The sequence below is a fragment of the Velocimicrobium porci genome, from assembly GCF_009696045.1.
Lineage (GTDB): Bacteria > Bacillota > Clostridia > Lachnospirales > Lachnospiraceae > Velocimicrobium > Velocimicrobium porci.
In genome coordinates this window covers 1-19,192 of sequence record NZ_VUMT01000014.1, presented here as the reverse complement: position 1 = coordinate 19,192, position 19,192 = coordinate 1, and the positions used below count along the sequence as shown (strand labels likewise).

Below are 19,192 nucleotides of genomic sequence, written 5' to 3'. Positions count from 1 at the left end.
AAGGAGTTATTATGGCAACCAAACAAAAAATATTAGTTGTAGATGATGATGAAAATATTGCAGAATTAATATCTCTTTACCTTATAAAAGAGTGTTTTGATACTTTAATTGTTAACGATGGCGAAGAAGCACTCAAACAATTTAAGGAATATAAACCCAACCTAATTCTGCTTGACCTGATGCTTCCCGGCATAGATGGATACGAAGTATGCCGGGAAGTAAGAAAAACCTCTTCTGTTCCAATTATTATGCTATCTGCAAAAGGTGAAATCTTTGACAAGGTATTGGGACTAGAACTTGGTGCTGATGATTATATGATTAAACCATTTGATTCCAAAGAGTTAGTTGCCCGTGTAAAAGCAGTACTACGACGTTTCCATGAACCGACTCAGATTATAGAAACACCTTCTGCTTCCCAAACCGGCGACTATGTAGAATATCCTGATTTAATCATCAATCAGTCTAACTATTCCGTTCTCTACTACGGAGAAACAATTGAAATGCCTCCAAAAGAATTAGAACTATTTTACTTTCTTGCTTCCCATCCCAATCAGGTCTTTACACGCGAACAGCTGCTAGACCATATTTGGGGATACGAATACATCGGAGATACAAGAACGGTCGACGTTCATATCAAGCGTTTACGTGAAAAAATCAAAGATCACAATTCCTGGAGTCTTTCAACCGTATGGGGAATTGGTTATAAATTCGAGGTGAAAAAGTAATGAAACATACCCTGCTTCACAAATTCATTATATGCTATACAATTGTAGCTATTTCCATGTTTGCTATACTAAACACCTATGGCATTGATAGAATTCAGCACAGCCTGATTGAAGGCAAGAAAGATATTTTATATGAAGAAGCAGGCATTATCTCTTCGGAATATATGAACAACTACTATCAGGATAAGCTTTCTATTACAACCTTAACGACTCAGCTAAGAACAATTGACACCTTTTTAAATACCCGGGTCTGGATTGTCCAGAAAGATGGAACTGTAATACTTGATACTAGAAATGCAAACATCGTAAACCAAAACTTTAACATCAATTATTGGGACTCCGACTTTTTAGAAAGTACCTTTTCCCAGTCAGATTCATTTAAGGAAATATTTAAAGAAAAAATGCTAAGTGTAATCTATCCTGTTAATATGAACTATGAATTAAAAGGATACATTGTACTTCATACTTCAATTGATGCCATTAAAAATGACTGTATTTATTACACAGACATGATAAATATTTGCTTTTTAATTTTCTTAATTGTTATGTTTGCCGTATTCGCTTATATATATTATGTAACCGTGCGACCGGTTCATGTCATCACAGCCAGTATCAAAGAACTGGCAGATGGTAATTTCGATTATAAAATTCCAATTACCTCTCATGATGAGTATCATGTACTGGCAAACTCAATTACTTATCTTTCTAACCGAATTAAAAACTTAGATGATTATCAAAGAAAATTTGTAGCGAATATTTCCCACGATTTCCGCTCACCGCTTACTTCCATCAAAGGCTATGCTGAAGCAATGAAAGACGGAACCATTCCACCTGAATTACATGCAAAATATCTTGGAATTATTCAATTTGAAACAGAACGGCTGTCAAAATTGACTTCTGAATTGCTAGAACTTAACCGTTTTGAAAATAATGGAATTTTTCTTGAGATTTCTTCCTTTGACATTAATAAAATTATTAAGCGGACAGCAGAAAGTTTCGAGGGAAGCTGTTTGAAAAAAAATATTAATCTAAATCTGATTTTCTCTGAAAAAGAACTGTTTGTCGATGCTGATATGGGAAAAATCCAACAGGTTCTTTACAATTTGATTGATAATGCCATTAAGTTCAGTCATAATGATTCGATAATTAAAATTAGTACGGAGGAGCAAAACGGAAAGGTATTTGTTTCCGTAAAAGATTATGGAATTGGAATTCCTAAGGATAGTCTAAAAAAAGTATTTGATCGTTTTTATAAGACAGATGTTTCCCGGGGAAAGGATAAAAAAGGAACCGGATTAGGTCTTTCTATTACAAAAGAAATTATTACTGCTCACAATGAGAATATTAATTTAATTAGTACAGAAGGGGTGGGAAGTGAATTTATTTTTACCTTGGCTAAAAGTGAAGGTAAAAATAAATTTTAAAACGAGTTTACGCTTTTTTTATTACTAATCCTTATTATATATAAGTACAGGGGCTGTCGCATCAAATGTACAAATGTTTAATGCAACAGCCCCTTTGCATAGACTTATATTCAATTTAATTTTGAACTGTAACTGCGAATTTGCGACTCACAACAGTTTCTTACCATGAAAGCCGGTGTAAATGTCCTTCTAAATTCATATTGGCAAACTCATTTTGTCTTAATGCCTCATAAAGTACAATTGCAACGGAATTGGATAAATTAAGCGAGCGTATATCTCCAATCATTGGAATTCTAATACAATTGTCCGGATGCTTCACAAGAATTTCTTCTGGTATTCCCGCACTCTCTTTTCCGAACATAATATAGCAATCCGGTTCATAATTGACCTCTGTATATACATGTTGCGCCTTTGTGGTTGCCATATATATTTTCGCTCCAGGATTACGTTCTATAAAATCATCAAAATTGTCATAAACCGTAACATCCAGCTTATCCCAATAATCAAGTCCCGCTCTTTTTATTTCCTTTTCACCCAGACGAAATCCGAGTGGTTCAATTAAATGAAGTCTGGCGCCTGCTGCCACACAGCTTCTTCCGATATTTCCTGTATTAGCAGGTATTTCCGGCTCATGCAATACAATATTTATCATTTTATTTCCATCCTTTCCTCTTTCCTTTGTAAATTTCATAAAGTCCAATCTTTACTATACTCTATCTTCCGGTATTATGCAATTTTTAAGTTTATGCTGTTTCTTCTGCAAAATTTCCTGTATATAATTGATAATATCTTCCTTTTTCACTGATCAGCTGGTCATGGTTTCCTCTCTCTATGATTCTTCCATTTTCTAATACCATAATACAGTCGGCATTGCGAATTGTTGAAAGACGATGAGCTATTACAAATGTAGTCCGCCCATTCATCAGCCTATCCATTCCCTCTTGTACAAGACTCTCCGTTCTTGTATCAATGGAAGATGTCGCCTCATCTAAAATCAATACCGGCGGATCTGCTACTGCCGCCCTTGCAATCGATAATAGCTGTCTTTGACCTTGGCTTAGATTGCTCCCGTCTCCTGTTAATATCGTATTATATCCATCTGGCAGTCGATGTATAAATCCATCTGCATTCGCTAATTTTGCAGCCGCAATACATTCTTCATCGGTTGCATCTAAACGACCATACCGAATGTTCTCTAGTACTGTTCCTGTAAACAGATGCGTATCCTGTAATACCATTCCAAGCGAATGACGCAAGTCTGCTTTTTTAATCTTATTGATGTTAATTCCATCATATCGTATTTTTCCATCCTGTATATCATAAAAACGATTGATTAAGTTGGTAATTGTTGTTTTCCCTGCACCTGTACTTCCAACAAATGCTATTTTCTGTCCCGGTGTTGCAAATAATTTTATTCCATGTAATACAATTTTTTTATCATCGTATCCAAAATCAACATCGTTGAAAACTACATCGCCTTCTAATTTTGTATATGTGATTGTTCCTTCTGCTTTATGTGGATGTTTCCAAGCCCAGATTCCGGTTCTCTCCTCTGTTTCTGTCAATGTTCCATCTTTTTCCTCTCTGGCATTCACTAATTCAACATAACCTTCATCTACTTCCGGCACTTCATCTAGTAATTTAAAGACACGTTCTGCCCCTGCCATTGCCATTACAATTGAATTCATTTGCTGACTAATCTGTATAACCGGTTGTGAAAAATTTTTATTTAAGCTCAAAAAGGACACCAATGCTCCAAGTGTTAATCCACTATAGCCATTTAATGCAAGAATCGCTCCTACAACTGCACATAATACATAACTTATATTCCCTAAATTCGCATTAATCGGCATCATAATGTTTGCAAATTTATTCGCATTGTCCGCACTGTCACGAAGCGTATTATTTAATTTTTTAAAGTCTTCTAAGCTCTTTTCTTCATGACAAAATACTTTTACAACCTTCTGCCCTTCCATCATCTCTTCAATATATCCGTTTACAATACCCAAATCTCTTTGCTGCATTGCAAAATATTTTCCCGATTTTCCACCGATTCTGGACGTTGTAAATAACATAATAACAACCATTACTAATGTTATTCCTGTTAATGGAATATTCATTGTTATCATTCCAAAAAACACACTTACTATTGTTACAAATGAATTGATTGTCTGTGGTATACTCTGACTTATTAACTGCCGGAGTGTATCTACATCATTCGTGTAAATGGACATCACATCTCCATGGGCATGTATATCAAAGTATCGGATTGGTAAAGATTCCATATGGGTAAATAAATCATTTCTAAGGTTGCGCATTGTTCCTTGTGTTATGTTAACCATAATTCTGTTGTACGCATAAGAGCACAAAATACCTAGCCCAAACAAAGATGCCAATCTTACTAATGCCAGCACTAATGCTCCAAAATCCGGATTTGCTTCTTTGGTCATAGGAAGAATATAATCGTCAATTAATACCTGCATAAAGGTCAGTCCTTTTAAATTTACAACTGCAGCTCCTATAATACATATAATTACAATCATAAAAGAATATTTATAATTTTTACAGATATATTTTAACACACGAACCATAACATCTGACTGAAATTTCTTTTTTGCTCTTTTTTCCATATCGCTTCACCTCTTTCTAAACTGCTTCATCAAAGTCACCGCCGCCCTTTGCCTGGGCATCATAGATTTCCCGATAAATCTTATTTGTCTTTAAGAGATTTTCATGTGTATCAAAATCATTTACCATTCCATCTTCCAAAACAATAATCCGATCCGCCTCTTCTACACTTGAGATTCTCTGTGCAATAATTAATTTTGTAGTTCCCGGAATCTGCTCCTTAAATGCTTTCCTGATTTTTGCATCTGTAGCTGTATCTACTGCACTTGTGGAATCATCCAAAATTAATATTTTGGGTCTTTTTAGCAATGCTCTGGCTATACATAAACGCTGTTTTTGTCCTCCAGACACATTACTTCCTCCCTGTTCAATGTAAGTGTTATAGCCATCTGGAAGCTGTTTAATAAACTCATCTGCACATGCTTGCTTACATGCTTCTATACACTCTTCTTCGGTAGCCTTTTCATTCCCCCACCGAAGATTTTCTAATATCGTTCCAGAGAAAAGTACATTTTTTTGAAGTACTACAGCAACTTGATTACGAAGCACCTCCATATCATAATCTCTTACATCTTTTCCGGCTACTTTTACAGCTCCATCTGATACATCATATAAACGGCTGATTAAGTTAACTAAGCTGGATTTTCCACAACCGGTACCGCCTATAATTCCTATCGTTTCTCCTGAATGAATTGTTAGGTTAATATCTTTTAATGTATCCTCACCGCTTCCATGCTTATAGGAAAAGTTTACATGTTCAAATTCAATACTTCCATTCTTTACTTCCATAAGCGGTTGCTCTTTGTTCGCAAGATCAGGTCTTTCCTGCAAAACCTCCACAATACGTTCACAGCTGGCTACACTTAACGTTAACATAACAAAAACCATTGATAACATCATAAGGGACATCATGATGCTCATAATGTAGGTGAACATAGATGTAAGTTCACCTGTTGTCATCGTTTTTGATACAATAAAGCTCGCCCCGAACCATGAAAGTGATAACACACAGCCATATATCGTAAGCATCATAACAGGGTTATTAAATGCAAGTATACTTTCCGCTTTTACAAACATTTCGTAAAGTCTTTTTGCTGCACCTGTAAATTTTTTATTTTCATAATCTTCTCTTACATAAGCCTTTACAACACGAATTGCTGAAATGTTTTCCTGAACACTGGCATTTAAATCATCGTATTTTTTGAATACAACATCAAATATACGCTTTGCTCTTGTCATAATAAAAAATAATATAATTCCCAAAAATAAAATTGCAATGACAAATACAATACTCAAACGTGCATTAATAAAGAAGCACATAACCATACTGCAAATTAACATAAGTGGTGCACGAACAGCAATTCTTAATGACATTTGATAAGCATTTTTTACATTTGTTACGTCTGTTGTCATACGTGTTACTAATCCGGCAGTACTGAATTTGTCAATATTGGAGAAAGAAAATGTCTGAATATTTTCATACATTGCCTCTCTTAAATTACAAGCTAAACCAGATGATGCTCTGGCTGCATATTTACCGGCTAATGCACCAAACAATAAGCTAAATCCTGCCAATACAAGCATAATTGCCCCATAAATGTATATATTTTTAAGGTTTCCCTGTTCAATTCCGTTGTCAATAATTTGTGCTGTTATAAACGGAATTAATACTTCCATTAACACTTCCAGAGCAGCGAAGAGTGGTGTTAAAATAGATGCCTTTTTATATTCTTTTACCTGCCCTAATATCACTTTTATCATGTGGCATTCTCCTTCCTAGTCTTTCTTTGTAAATTTTCAAACATTCTTTTTAAAACATCGTCCATAACCTCGATTTCTTGCTGAGAAATATTTTGAAATAAGCTTTCCTGCATTTTTCTAAAATTATACTCCAGCTCCTGTTCTACCTGCCTCGCTTTTTCTGTTACGATAATCTGTTTTTGCCTATCATCATTTGGATTTCCTTCAAACTCTAAAAAACCTTTTACTCTTAACTTTTTTATCAAAGCCGATACAGTCGCTCTTGATAAATGAAGCTGTTTATGAATCACCGTAGAATTCATCTTACTATTTCCATTCTCTAAAATATAACCTAATATGTCACCCTGTGCAGCAGTCAGCTCATACTGTTCCATGAGTGTATTTACACACTCTTCTATCTGGATATGTATGATTTTCAATAAACGCATTACATCATTAGTTTCCGTTGCCTTCAATTCATATTCACCTCCCGATTTGAAAAACCAAAAAGATTTTCCTAAAATGTTAGAATACAAACAATTCGTTGTTTAATAGTTATACTCCTTTTTCATTTGAAAGTGAATTCAAAAAATGCTATTATTAATAAAGAAATTTTATCAATGGAAAGAGGAAATTTAATGAATACCATACAATTACAATGTTTTTTAGCAGTTGCCGAAAACTTAAATTTTGCCCGAGCCGCAGAAGAAATTCATATTACCCAGCCTGCTGTTACTCATCAGATTAATTCGCTTGAAAATGAACTAGGTGTAAAATTATTCAAAAGAACGACACGATCTGTATCACTGACTACAGACGGCTTTCGTTTTCTTTCTGATGCGAAAAAAATTCTGAATGACATGCACATTGCAAAAATGCGTCTTGTCCATAAAGAAGAAACAGAACCTGTCATATTTTCAATCGGTTGCCATACTTCAAGAGAACTAATATTTTTCCCCGATTTATTGAAAAAAATACAGCTTTTTGCCCCTTCCATTCATCCGGTTATTAAAACACTGCCAATGCGTGCATTAAATAATCTATTACAAACCGATGGAATTGATATATTATTTAGCTTTCAAGAAAATGAAAAAACTGCTCCGGGAAAATTTGTAGAACTTTACAAAGCTCCTATTGTCTGTGTATTTCCTGCCACCCACCCACTTACATTTGCAAAAGTAATTCATATTGAAGATTTACTCTCCGAACAGCTCACTGTGCAGGAACCGCCTAACACACATCCGGCTGTATTTACGCTCCAAAGCCAAATCTTACAAAATCATAATCCTTCTGATATGCTTTTCTGTGAGTCTTATGAAGCAGCTATTACTTTGACAAAAGCCGAAATGGGAATTACCATTTTGCCGGACATTATTCCGATTCGTGACCCAGCTCTTTGCTATGTCCCATTTGAAGGCAATATTAGTGTTCCTTACGGAATATATTACAAGACATTAAAAAATCAACCACTGATAAAAAAATTTATTACACTTGCAAAAGAATATTTTTCTTCTTTTTAACTGCTACCCTTTCTTAATTTTTACACGAATGACAAAACTACGTGAATGATAATTAACAATGTTGTCATTCCCATTAAAATGACTTATAATATAATTAAATTAATTTTGTTTAGAATCAGAAAATATTTCACGAAGGAGAGCAAACTGATGTTTATACAAATATTATCCGCCATACACAATTTGACTACCTTGCTGTTTGGCATATTCATCTCTGCCTTCTTCCTTGGCGTTAAACAGAATCACAAAAACATATTCACACTACTTTTGTTTTCCTGTTTTGAAGGAATCTTGTACATCACTAGCTTTCTTTTATTTGGTGAAATCGTTTCTAATCAAATATACCCACTTATTGTACATCTTCCTTTGACACTGTTTTTATATCTATATTATAAATATCCATTAATTTCCTGTAGCACTTCTATATTTTCGGCTTACCTGTGCTGCCAAATAAGTAACTGGATTGGATTATTTACGTTAAGTATCACAGGTGCAAAATGGTGTTATTATTTTTCAAGAATTATTACAACATTTATCACCTTTTTTCTACTGTGCCACTTTGTATGCCGCACAACAACAGCAATATTTGCAAAAGACAAACGAGAACTTTGTATTATAGGCTTTTTACCTTTTGTATATTATATTTTTGACTATGCCTCCACTAAGTTCTCCAATCTGCTATATTCCGGCAGTAAAGCAATTGTTGAATTCATGGGGTTTGCTTTTTGTATAGCTTATCTTGTATTTCTGTTAGTATATTTCAGGGAATATGAACAAAAACAGGAAATCAGACAGTGCAGTAACCTGATGGAAATGCAGCTTCTGTCCATACAAAAAGAAATCGAACATGTCAAAAGCAGCAAGCATACCCTTTCCATCTTAAGACATGATATGCGTCATCACCTAAGCATTATCCTTACTCTGCTTCAAAATGACAACACTGATAAAGCTATAAAATACATAAAAAAAATCGGGGAAGCTTATGATGACACAATTATTACTACATATTGTAAAAATGAAATGCTTAATTCAGTTATATCCATTTATCAAATGCGTTTTACGGATAGAGGAATCTCTCTTAACTGTAATATCTCATGTGAGAGTATCCCTTTCTCTGAGATTGCTTTTTGTGCAATTTTATCAAATGCATTGGAAAATTCTATGCATGCACTTGAAGATGCAAATATTGAAGAAAAATGGGCAAACCTTACTATCTCTAATAGAGAAAATTGTCTTTTGCTCAGACTTGAAAATCCAACCAGAAAAGTCCCTAAATTTATAGATGGTGTTCCGGTTTCTGGTAAAAAAGGGCATGATATCGGAGTAAAAAGTATTATATATTATGTAGACCAATTAAATGGACAATGGCATTTTTCTGTTTCAAACGGTTGTTTTATTGTAAAAGTTATTATTTGATACAAGGTTCAAAAAACCTCCTTTTTACGTAAAGTTTCATAAAACAAAACTATAATTTATAACTATATTTCCAGAGGTGTCCAATGAAAATAGCAATTTGTGATGATGAGATTCAATTTTTAGATGATATCTGTATTCTATTTAAAAAGTGGGGAAAAAAACATGGTATAAAACTTACTCTCTACCGTTTTACTAACGGGGACGATATGCTTCTTGCCCTACAAAATGAGTGTATAGATTTAATTTTTTTAGATGTAGTCATGCCATTGTTAAACGGAATTGATACCGCAAAAGAAGTTCGCAGTAACAACCAGATGATTCCAATCATTTTTCTTACCTCTTCCAGGGAGTTTGCAGTGGACTCCTATGAAGTAAAAGCCTTTAATTATCTCTTAAAACCAATTACGGAAGAAAAATTATTTACAGTCTTAGATGAATTTCTCAAAACTTTTGAGAAATTAAAGGAATCCTTTATCGTAAAAACCTCTTTAGGCTTTTGCAAAATAAATGTCGCTGATGTTGTTTACCTCGAAGCACAAAATAAGCATGTCATCATATACCTGTCTAACGATTCAACCATTGAAGTTCGTGAAGGTTTTTCCAAATGTGAAGAGTTTTTTTCTCTAAAAAAAGGCTTTTTTAAATGCCACCGTAGCTATATCGTTAATTTAAACCATGTGGAGAAATTTACAAAAACACAGATAAATACAACTAATAACACTTCAATACCAATATCCCGGAATAATTATGTAGCATTCAAAGAAGTTTACTTTAATCATATGTTTGAATAAATTTTTCATCGAAGATTTCGGCAGTAAAAATAACCAATTAATACACACTATCTTTTCGTTATTCACTGTATTAATCAATGCTTCTAGTAATAACTGAGATAATTGTGTCCAGCGTGTACATTAATCTTCATATGTTCCATTCCCTTCCAGAAGAAAAAATCCTGTTTCACAGGATTCTCCGCCTGCGGCGGGTCGCTTTGGCGATATCATTCATCTCCGATGCAGTGCGTTCCCGCCCGGAGGGCTTTTTAATTCATAGACCGTAATTTCCTATGAATCAAAAAAGACACTCCGAAGAGTGCCAAATGTCAACCTCAAATAAATTGCTTCAGACGCTCCGACCGAAGCGAGTCCACTCGCTAATCCACCTAATAGTATTTCAGGTGTAAAATTCTTATTCAGCCATACGTTCAAAATAACTCCCATTACAGCCGTAATAAGCGGTATGTATTTATTTGAAATGACTCCTTATTTCTTCTAATTTATCCTCTGATATTCCAAACTTTTTCTGAAACGGCTCTTCTTCAATCCGAACTACTTCTAATTTTTCCGGATTTATTGCTTTTATTACATTTTCAATTTTTGCAACCGAGTCTTTATCGTCGTTATAGCCTTTTACAATCGTAACCTCGAATATAAATATCCCTTTATATTGTTTATTAAATGCAACCATATTGGAGATATACTTCTCCAAAGTATAGCCCTCCATAGGTCTTTGAAGCTTTTGGAAATCTTCTTCCGTTATCACCTTCAATTCACCAATCACCTGGTCGCATTTGTCAGCAATTCTCATATAGTTATCATCACCTAATAAATACCCATTCGAAAGCAGTCTTACAGACAAACCTTTTCCCTTTATTAGATCAATAAGATCCTCTATTTTATCATTTACTAAAGCCTCTCCTTTTGAATTAATAAAAACCAAATCAATTTGCTCTTGTTCTATCTTATTAATTAATTCAACAACTGCATTTTCAGTTCCAGCAAAGGATTTTTGAACATCAACTTTTTCTTTTGCCCTTCCAATTGGACAAAAAATACAGTCAAAATTGCACTGTTTTAATGGAAGAATATTAACCTCTAATACTCGTTTTCCATTTTCCATATAAATATCTTTATAACTAAAAATACTCATTTTCTTTCCCTTCTTATCTTATTCTATCACTACCTCTTTGTTATTCATGTCAAGAATGGATATCTTATTTGTTCCTCCTAATTCTTCCTGTACTAACTCCGCCAACTCATTCAAGGCTGTTTCAAACTCCTTTGCTCTTGATTCATCAACCAGCTCAATACATAAAAATGCATTAGTTGTTTCTTCTGTAAGCATTGTTCTCACAGATTCACGCCAGTTCCAGCATCGGCAGATTGCACCTTTATCGTCTTTATAAACAAGTTCCCCCTCATATGGAGGTGCGCTTTCCTCAGAACCTAATGTAATAAAATCTTCATCACCGGCTGCCCGTGTTAATCTTATATCTCCTACAAATTTATCAATATCTTCTCCTCCGCAAGGCATTGCATACTTTAACGAAATGGAATTGTAAATATCAACAAGCGGATTAATTGTTCCAATATGATTTCCATTATTTACACGCTTTAGTAAAGCTTCAATCGAAGATCTGGCTCCTCTTTTTGTCTTAAACTTCTGAAATGCTTCGCGCCATACCTTTATAACTGCATTTGAACTAAACTCCTCATTTTCCAGATGTTTTACCGCTTCTGTTTCTGCCTTAGAAAGCAAATCCTCGTATTTATTCTCATCTTTTATCGTGTTATCAATATCCTTACAAACAATAACACCAATTTTTGAATTAGGAAATAGATCCCAAAAATCATTTTCAATCACAAACTTTTTCATCCTAACATACCTCCTTCATAATGCGAAAAAGCCTGAGAGAAATATTTAAAAATCTCTCCCAGGCTTTTATCCCTCCGTGTACACAGTTTCCTGTGCGTCTTCTCTCGGACCTGCCAGTAGCTACTGCGGAACCCTAGAAAACATATTCTATCAATTAGATTGTATAGTTATTTTAACATTTCGATATAATATAGTCAATATTTTTTTTATTTGAACTTTTATTTCAAAAGTTCAGAAAATTTAAATTGATAAAAAATTTGGCAGAATAGTTTCACCTACTCTGCCAATTTTTTATTCGCTTGTTAACGCAATATTAACCTCTATCACCTTGTTATCTTCATAAGTCAATGGAATACATATATTTTTAGCAAATCCTGTAGTAAATTCTACATCACCGCTACAAGTTGTCGGAGGTGTAATGTCAACTCCAATTCCCTTTGTAGAAAATAAGGTTGCAGTATTACCCATAATCATATTTCCCAATTCACAAATTGCACTGATTGACAAATCATTCAATTCCGTAACAGGCATCATACACATTTTAGAAGCAATGTCACAAGCGACTGCATTTTCAAATGCAATCATAACCTGTCCTCTCATTTCTCCCGTAACACCTATCATTATAATTAGACTGTCATGTGTGAATTTTGTATCTTTTAAAAATGGTTTTCCAATTGTTACATCAACAAAACACATATTTTTCAGTACCTCAGTTGATGCAACCAAAAACGGATTAATATGATCAGCGTTCATTCCTGCCATGCAAAGCTCCTCCTACGTCAGATTCCTTAACTTTCTTATAGGTCTATCTTACCATATGATATGTCGATTAACAAGTAATTTTCAATTATTCTGTTTTTTCCTGTTCCAATCGTGCAATAAAGTGCTCCATTCGTTCTAATGCAATTTTCAAATTATCAATGGAATATGCATAAGAAATACGCAAGAATCCTTCTCCGCAATCTCCGAATGCGGTACCCGGAACAACTGCTACTTTCTCTTCTTTTAACAAGCGTGTAGCAAATTCATCCGAAGTCATACCAAAACGTTTGATGCTTGGGAATATATAAAATGCTCCAAATGGTTCAAAACATTCAAGTCCCATTTTCGAAAACTTTTCTACTAAAAATCTTCTTCTCTGATCATATGCCTCTCTCATCCGCTCTACATCGGCATCTCCGTTTCTAAGTGCCTCCACTGCAGCATATTGGCTTGTTGTAGGTGCACACATAATTGCAAATTGGTGAACTTTAACCATCTGTTTAATTAAAATTTCAGGTCCTGTTGCATAACCCAGACGCCAACCGGTCATGGCAAATGATTTTGAAAAACCATTAATAACAATTGTCCGTTCTTTCATTCCAGGCAATGAAGCAATGGATACATGTTTTGTACCATATGTAAGTTCTGAATAAATCTCATCTGAGATTACATATAGGTCCTTTTCGATAATAACATCGGCAATGTCCTGTAAATCCTCCCTTGTCATAATCGAGCCTGTTGGATTATTTGGAAATGGAAGAACTAAAACCTTTGTCTTCTCGGTAATGGACTCTAACAGTTCCTGTTTCGTAAGCTTAAATTCATTCTCTTCTTTTAAGTTAATAATAACCGGTTTTCCGTGGGCTAACTGTACACATGGAAGATAGGAAACATAAGAAGGTTGTGGAATTAATACTTCATCACCCGGATCCAGCATAACCCTAAGCCCGACATCAATTGCCTCGCTGCCTCCTACCGTTACCAATACTTCTTTATTGTAGTCATAATGTAAATCAAATTTTCTCGCTAAATATTTTGTAATTTCAATCTTTAGTTCTTTTAAACCTGCATTCGAAGTATAAAATGTTTTGCCTTTCTCTAAAGAATAAATTCCCTCTTCCCTGATATGCCATGGTGTATCAAAGTCCGGCTCACCTACACCAAGGGAAATTGCATCTGACATTTCACTTACAATATCAAAAAATTTTCGAATTCCTGATGGTTTGATTTCTTCTATATTTTTAGATAATGGATTTCTCATGGTGTAATCAACATCCTTTCGTCATCTTTTACGTTATCAACAAGTGCCATGCCATGTTCTTTATATTTCTTTAGAACAAAGTTCGTTGAAGTACTTGTAACAGACTCCAATGGCGCCAGTTTATTCCATACAAAGTTAGAAATTTCCTGCATATTTTTACCAACAATCATGACCGCAAGGTCAAATCCACCTGACATCAGATATACACTTTCCACTTCTTCGAATTTGTAGATACGTTCAGCAATACGTTCAAATCCCATTCCCCTTTGTGGTGTAACTTTTACTTCAATTAAAGCGGTTACTTTTTCACAGTCGGAATTTTCCCAGTTAATTAATGTAGGATATCCACAAATAATTTTTTCCTGCTCCATCGCTGTAATTTCTGCATCAATAACTTCTTTTTTTATTCCTAGCATAACCGCTAAATCTTCATTTGTTATTTTACTATTTTTTGAAATGGCATTCAAAATTTTATTTCGAAGTTCCATATAATACCCCTTTCGATTCATCTTCATTTATACTTGTCCTATCAATATTTTACCTATTAATTTATTTTCAATATGCTTTATATAATTCATCTGTTTTCGGCGGTTCTAAATACCGCTTTTCATCTTCATTTAAAACAACTCTTTCGCTTCCTTTTGTAAACCGTCCAATCACTGCCGCCGGAATACCTTCCCGTTCCAGCTTATCAACCATTTCATTTCCTCTAGGTGTGGCAATTAAAAGACAGCCGCTTGACATTAACATATAGGGATTTAAATCAAAAAATTCGCATATTTCTATCGTTTCCTGTTTAATTGGAATCTTTTTCAAATCAACTGTTACACCAAGATTGGAGGAAGAAGCAATCTCCCATAATGCACCAAAGATTCCCCCCTCTGTTATATCATGCATAGCAGAAGCTCCCACGCTTTTTGCAATTTTTGCATCATTCACAACAGAAATAAAATTTATCATATCTTTTCCGCCTTGAATAAAGTCTTTATTATATTTTGTTAAAAGTTCCTCTTCTTTATCTGTTGCAAGAATTGCAGTTCCTTCTAATCCAGCCCATTTTGTCATAACCAACTCATCCGATGGTTTTATTCCGGCGGTCGTGGTAATCTCATTCTTTCGAATTTTTCCTACGCCGGTAACCGTTACAATGGGCTGGTTAACGGCGGCTGCTACCTCCGTATGTCCTCCTAAAACTTCTATATTCAATTTCTTGCAGACACCTTCTATTTCCTGCATCATTTCACGCAAATCCGATTCTCTTGCACCGTCCGGTAAAATAATCGTCAACATAATACCAATCAGCTCGGCCCCACTCGAGGCAATATCATTTGCCGTAATATGAACTGCCAGCTTTCCTATTTCATTCGCTGTTCCCGTAATAGGGTCTGTGGAAAGAACAATCGCCTCATCTTCTTCAAGACCGATAATGGAACAATCTTTTCCAACACCTGGCGTTACTAAAACTTCTTCTCTTCGGTGCTGTATCTGCTTAAATATAGAACGTTTTAAGACCGTTTCCGGTACTTTTCCAATTTTCATTCTTATACCCTTGTATTTCCCTTTCTCTATCTTTATTTTCCAAGGAGGGGCTGTCATAAAACATTTCTGTTCTTTTATGACAGTCCCTCCCGCCTTTTTCTCTATTTTACTCCTCTGAATTTTTTTCATCCGAATCTTCTGGCTTATTCGGAGTTTTTGTAGGGGTTGGAGTTGGAGTTTTTTCAGGTTTCTTACTTTCCTCTTCTTCAGAATCCTTATTTTCTTCTTTTTGATTCTCCTCTTCCTTCTCTTTTTCTTCTTTCTCCTTTTCCTCTTCTTCTTTCTTTTTCTTTTCTTCCTCTTCCTTTTTCTGCTTTTCTTTTTCTTTCTCTTCATCTCTTGTTCCGACTGTAACATAAGCCGGTTCTGCCGCATAGGAGCTATAATTTACCTGCTCACGGCTTACTTCAATACCATTTTCATAAACAACTTTCCACAATTTCGCCTTATAACCTTTGTGGGCAGATTGAGTTACTTTACGGTATGTATTTGGAAGCGTCGGATCCTTTGTAATTTTTTCTCCGGTTGGATTAATTACCTGTAACACCTCGGAAACATATTCAACCTTACGATTCACCGTATCTCTTGTTTCATGACCATATACTGTAAAAGTAATGGTTCTGCCCTGTGTTGTCGCTTCAATATATACAGGTGCATCCGTATTATTTTTAAATTTTAAATCTTTATAAGTTCCTGCGATTGCAGCATCCATAGCAGGCTCTACATATCCAACAATCATAGAATGATTTGCACGCTCTACGATTTCTAATTCTGCCTTTAATAAAGCATTATAAAATGTTGTTGCAACCTGACACACACCTCCACCAATGCTGTCTACAACCTGACCACTCTGATAAGCACCTGCCATAGAATAGCCATTTTCTATTGTAATTGGATTAAGTGCCTCTCCGGTTGAAAATGTTTCTCCCGGCCATACAACAGAACCATTCAGCAGTCTGGCACCATTCGCAAGATTATTCGCTCTGGATGCAGAGGAGGAAGCATATGTAGTAGAAAATGTTCCAAGTACATCTTTACACAAAGCTACATTTTCACTTGTGTGCTTTGGCTCATCTTCCCGGACAATTGCCTCAATTGTAATTCCATCTTTTAGATCTATTTTCGTTGAACCTAATTCTGTTCTAATCTTTTCAACTGTTTCATCAACTATTACCTTCCGACCAACCTTGCCATCAGTAACAATAAATTGTCCATTTTCACGTTTTAAATTTGCATTTTTTGCTTTTATATCAAATTGTGTACATTTTTCTTCGACAAATTTCTTTACTTCATTTTCGTCTACCGTTACTTCAAGTGGAAGAACCTTCTTTTCATTTTTCAAATCTTTTATTTCTTTATAACGTTTAATAAAGTTGCCAGTCTTCCCAAGGCTTAACGCCTCTTTAATACTATCCTTTACATCACATTCATAACCAAGCTCTCCAAATGTTGTATCTACTTTATGTTTATCAACAAGAATCTGCACTTTTTTTTCACGCAAGTCCTTTATATATTGATCAACTGCAGCCTCTGCTTCTCTCTCTGTCATTCCTCCAACATCTATTGTATTAATAAATACACCATTACAAATAATATTATCATCTGGCTTTGCCATTACCGTTGTGACTACGACAGTCAAAACAAGAAGAACACTTAATCCAATTAAGACTCTTGGTAAGTATTTCTTTAATTTCATCTTTCTTCATTCCCCTTTAATAGTTTTACTAAATTTAAACTAATGTCCATTTTATCATAACCAACAAAATTATCAAGCCTTAAATCTTTACAGTTTTGTTAAATTTGACTTTTTTTTCTCTTTTCGGTATATTGAAATTGTCCGCCGTTTTACATAACAGCGGACAATACTAGAGGTACTACCATAGAGAGTACTAATACTACGATAATTGCAGTTGAAATTATTTTCTGAGTTTTTCTGTTATTAAAATTCATTTATTTCACCTCTTTTATCTTGCTATAAATTCACAATAATTTTTAAAATAACTATAATTATCCACATTTTATTTAGAAAGGTTATGATATCATGTCCATAATTTTATTACCTATCTCTATCATATTCGCTTTTTGGATTGCATATGAGATAAAAAAAACTAAGCGAAACCAAGAAGAAAATTCTAATGTTTTCTGGCAAAAAGAACGAGGGGCTAATTTTGTGCGTCCTATTGACCTATCGACACTTGAATACATCAAAGTTCCACTAGATCATCTCCCATTCAAGAAATCTACCGACGAAACCCTATGCGAAATACAGGATAAAATAAAAGAGTTGGCAGAGAAAAAAATTTTTAATCTGACCGGTCTTTCTAACACAGAGATTAAATATCAATACGGTGCTGCTAATTTTGATAAACTGGCAACCTATGACCAGAACTTTACTCTGCTGTCCCGTAATCTTTTTAAATGGGGTTCCTATCTTTATGAAAATGGAGATTTTTCTGAAGCACAAACTGTATTAGAATACGCGGTATCCTGCAAGGCAGATATTAGCGGCATCTATACAACACTATCATCAATTTACCAAAAACAGGGTAATTACAGTAAAATTAATGAACTAAAGGAGCAGGCTGCTACACTTAATACATTGATGAAAGATTCTATTTTAAAATCCTTGAATCAATTTTAATTGTTATTTTTATGTATCAAACTCCCTTACATTCTATTACTTTACCAATTTCACAAAAAATATGCAACCTTTTTAAATTAAAAAGACTGTTGCAAAACAAATTTTTCAATATATTTTGCAACAGTACTTTTATTCTTTTTCAATCTCTCTACAAGCCCAATTGAATGATTCATATTCCCACAGAACAAAGCTATAAAGCCAGCCAAAAGTTCCAATATTGGGAAAATGAAAAGGAATGGAATCAGCGTAAAGGTATATTCATAGTAGTTAATTATATGAACAAAATATTTTGAAACTAGCATCGAAGCCAAAATACTCAATATAGCTGATAAAATTGTTGTAAATATAGTATAGAAAGTTCCTTCCCATATAAACATTTCTTTCTAACATAGCTAATTCATTTCTCCTGCTTCTAATATTATAAATCATCGTCATGACAAAATTTATCAGTCCAATCAGCCCCACGATTCCTGATAAGCCAATCCCTATGATTTGAATTAAATGAAAGGTCTCTTCAAACGCTTCACGATAGGTAAGAACAGATTCATGATTTATATCAGGTGCTATTTTTTTTCGATAGTTTACGAGAAATTGATTCATTGTTCTTAAATTTTCTTCTTTTACATCAAATTTATAAGACATCAAATAAGCCTTATCTTCCATTTTAAGATATTGATTTGCCAGATAGATCAAATCACTTTCTTTCATGCTCTTATCTTCTACATGTAAAAAAGTGTCTTCGACACTTCAACTCCCCTGCCCCTCAATCTTGAGGGAATTTAGGGGTTTCTTTTTGTTAATTTTTCCTGCATAATAGGGTTATGAATATCTTACAAAGAATCTTTACCGACTATTATGAAGAAATTAAGTATACTCTTCATCCCAGA

Annotated in this window: 18 protein-coding genes and 1 riboswitch; of the genes, 6 read left to right on the top strand and 12 right to left on the bottom strand. The window is 34.4% G+C overall.

What is annotated here, in order from left to right; genetic code table 11:
- Window positions 1-11: 11 nt before the first annotated feature.
- Window positions 12-725: a response regulator transcription factor gene (locus FYJ58_RS09835; RefSeq protein WP_154519561.1), complete on the top strand. Its 714-nt coding sequence runs from the start codon at window positions 12-14 to the stop codon at window positions 723-725.
- Complete coding sequence (locus FYJ58_RS09830; protein WP_154519560.1) at window positions 725-2,149, top strand: sensor histidine kinase; 1,425 nt, start codon at window positions 725-727, stop codon at window positions 2,147-2,149. Before FYJ58_RS09835 ends, FYJ58_RS09830 begins: the two co-directional genes overlap by 1 nt.
- 160 nt (window positions 2,150-2,309) lie before the next feature.
- Here FYJ58_RS09830 and FYJ58_RS09825 read toward each other — a convergent pair whose 3' ends face one another.
- The 4 genes from FYJ58_RS09825 to FYJ58_RS09810 form a co-directional block, all read right to left on the bottom strand.
- Entirely contained in the window at window positions 2,310-2,801 is a 492-nt protein-coding gene (locus FYJ58_RS09825; RefSeq protein WP_154519559.1) for a tRNA (cytidine(34)-2'-O)-methyltransferase, read from the bottom strand.
- Between the two features lie 91 nt (window positions 2,802-2,892).
- Window positions 2,893-4,779, bottom strand: coding sequence for an ABC transporter ATP-binding protein (locus FYJ58_RS09820; RefSeq protein WP_154519558.1), 1,887 nt, complete (start codon window positions 4,777-4,779; stop codon window positions 2,893-2,895).
- A 16-nt stretch (window positions 4,780-4,795) separates the two neighbouring features.
- A complete protein-coding gene (locus FYJ58_RS09815) occupies window positions 4,796-6,538 on the bottom strand; it encodes an ABC transporter ATP-binding protein (protein WP_154519557.1) in 1,743 nt (580 codons plus the stop codon).
- A complete protein-coding gene (locus FYJ58_RS09810) occupies window positions 6,535-6,993 on the bottom strand; it encodes a MarR family winged helix-turn-helix transcriptional regulator (RefSeq protein WP_154519556.1) in 459 nt (152 codons plus the stop codon). The genes FYJ58_RS09815 and FYJ58_RS09810 overlap by 4 nt, the downstream gene beginning before the upstream one ends.
- A 162-nt stretch (window positions 6,994-7,155) precedes the next feature.
- On the opposite strand from FYJ58_RS09810, the gene FYJ58_RS09805 reads away from it, so the two are divergent.
- From FYJ58_RS09805 to FYJ58_RS09795, 3 genes are all read left to right on the top strand, one after another.
- A complete protein-coding gene (locus tag FYJ58_RS09805; protein ID WP_205839219.1) occupies window positions 7,156-8,037 on the top strand; it encodes a LysR family transcriptional regulator in 882 nt (293 codons plus the stop codon).
- 288 nt (window positions 8,038-8,325) lie between these two features.
- Entirely contained in the window at window positions 8,326-9,450 is a 1,125-nt protein-coding gene (locus FYJ58_RS09800; protein WP_235912617.1) for a sensor histidine kinase, read from the top strand.
- Between the two features lie 83 nt (window positions 9,451-9,533).
- Window positions 9,534-10,241 carry a LytR/AlgR family response regulator transcription factor gene (locus FYJ58_RS09795; RefSeq protein WP_154519553.1) on the top strand — a complete coding sequence of 236 codons (708 nt, stop codon included), beginning with the start codon at window positions 9,534-9,536 and terminating at the stop codon, window positions 10,239-10,241.
- 451 nt (window positions 10,242-10,692) lie between these two features.
- Here the strand turns inward: FYJ58_RS09795 and FYJ58_RS09785 are convergent, their stop codons facing one another.
- From FYJ58_RS09785 to FYJ58_RS09755, 7 genes are all read right to left on the bottom strand, one after another.
- On the bottom strand, window positions 10,693-11,376 hold the full coding sequence (locus tag FYJ58_RS09785) for a radical SAM protein (protein ID WP_154519551.1): 684 nt from the start codon (window positions 11,374-11,376) through the stop codon (window positions 10,693-10,695).
- Window positions 11,377-11,394: 18 nt separating this feature from the next.
- Entirely contained in the window at window positions 11,395-12,102 is a 708-nt protein-coding gene (locus FYJ58_RS09780) for a B3/B4 domain-containing protein (protein WP_154519550.1), read from the bottom strand.
- Between the two features lie 53 nt (window positions 12,103-12,155).
- Window positions 12,156-12,250: riboswitch (guanidine-I (ykkC/yxkD leader) on the bottom strand.
- Window positions 12,251-12,393: 143 nt separating this feature from the next.
- The gene (locus tag FYJ58_RS09775) at window positions 12,394-12,864 is read right to left on the bottom strand and encodes a chemotaxis protein CheX (RefSeq protein WP_154519549.1); all 471 of its coding nucleotides are present in this window, start codon (window positions 12,862-12,864) and stop codon (window positions 12,394-12,396) included.
- Between the two features lie 85 nt (window positions 12,865-12,949).
- Window positions 12,950-14,125 (bottom strand): aminotransferase class I/II-fold pyridoxal phosphate-dependent enzyme, encoded by a 1,176-nt coding sequence (locus FYJ58_RS09770; protein WP_154519548.1) that lies wholly within the window; start codon window positions 14,123-14,125, stop codon window positions 12,950-12,952.
- Entirely contained in the window at window positions 14,122-14,640 is a 519-nt protein-coding gene (locus FYJ58_RS09765) for an Lrp/AsnC family transcriptional regulator (protein WP_235912616.1), read from the bottom strand. The genes FYJ58_RS09770 and FYJ58_RS09765 overlap by 4 nt, the downstream gene beginning before the upstream one ends.
- Before the next feature lie 40 nt (window positions 14,641-14,680).
- Window positions 14,681-15,664 (bottom strand): AIR synthase family protein, encoded by a 984-nt coding sequence (locus FYJ58_RS09760; RefSeq protein ID WP_154519547.1) that lies wholly within the window; start codon window positions 15,662-15,664, stop codon window positions 14,681-14,683.
- A gap of 106 nt (window positions 15,665-15,770) precedes the next feature.
- Window positions 15,771-17,360 (bottom strand): VanW family protein, encoded by a 1,590-nt coding sequence (locus tag FYJ58_RS09755; protein WP_154519546.1) that lies wholly within the window; start codon window positions 17,358-17,360, stop codon window positions 15,771-15,773.
- A gap of 474 nt (window positions 17,361-17,834) precedes the next feature.
- On the opposite strand from FYJ58_RS09755, the gene FYJ58_RS09750 reads away from it, so the two are divergent.
- On the top strand, window positions 17,835-18,305 hold the full coding sequence (locus FYJ58_RS09750) for a tetratricopeptide repeat protein (RefSeq protein ID WP_154519545.1): 471 nt from the start codon (window positions 17,835-17,837) through the stop codon (window positions 18,303-18,305).
- 267 nt (window positions 18,306-18,572) lie between these two features.
- Here the strand turns inward: FYJ58_RS09750 and FYJ58_RS09745 are convergent, their stop codons facing one another.
- The gene (locus FYJ58_RS09745) at window positions 18,573-19,013 is read right to left on the bottom strand and encodes an ABC transporter permease family protein (RefSeq protein ID WP_154519544.1); all 441 of its coding nucleotides are present in this window, start codon (window positions 19,011-19,013) and stop codon (window positions 18,573-18,575) included.
- Between the last annotated feature and the right edge of the window lie 179 nt (window positions 19,014-19,192).